This window comes from Paeniglutamicibacter quisquiliarum (genome assembly GCF_019084045.1).
Classification (GTDB): Bacteria; Actinomycetota; Actinomycetes; order Actinomycetales; family Micrococcaceae; genus Paeniglutamicibacter; species Paeniglutamicibacter quisquiliarum.
Map to the genome: position 1 here is coordinate 1 of NZ_JAHRED010000032.1, position 321 is coordinate 321.

The window sequence follows — 321 nt, forward strand, 5'->3', positions numbered from 1 at the left end:
GTTGACCTCATGTGGGAGGGCGGCATCGCCAAGCAGCGCTGGAGCGTTTCGGACACCGCCGAGTACGGCGACTACGTCTCGGGCCCGCGCGTGATCACCCCGGACGTCAAGGAGAACATGAAGGCTGTTCTCGCCGACATCCAGACCGGTGCATTCGCCAAGCGCTTCATCGACGACCAGGATGCCGGCGCGCCGGAGTTCCTGGAACTGCGCAAGAAGGGCGAGGAGCACCCGATCGAGGAGACCGGCCGCGAACTGCGCCAGCTCTTCTCCTGGAAGACCACCGATGACTACACCGAAGGTTCCGTCGCCCGCTAAGGT

At 64.5% G+C, this 321-nt stretch carries 1 pseudogene; it reads left to right on the forward strand.

The features are described 5' to 3' along the window. A pseudogene (locus KRR55_RS20155) lies at positions 1–318 on the forward strand (ketol-acid reductoisomerase); the annotation flags it as partial. Positions 319–321: the final 3 nt, after the last annotated feature.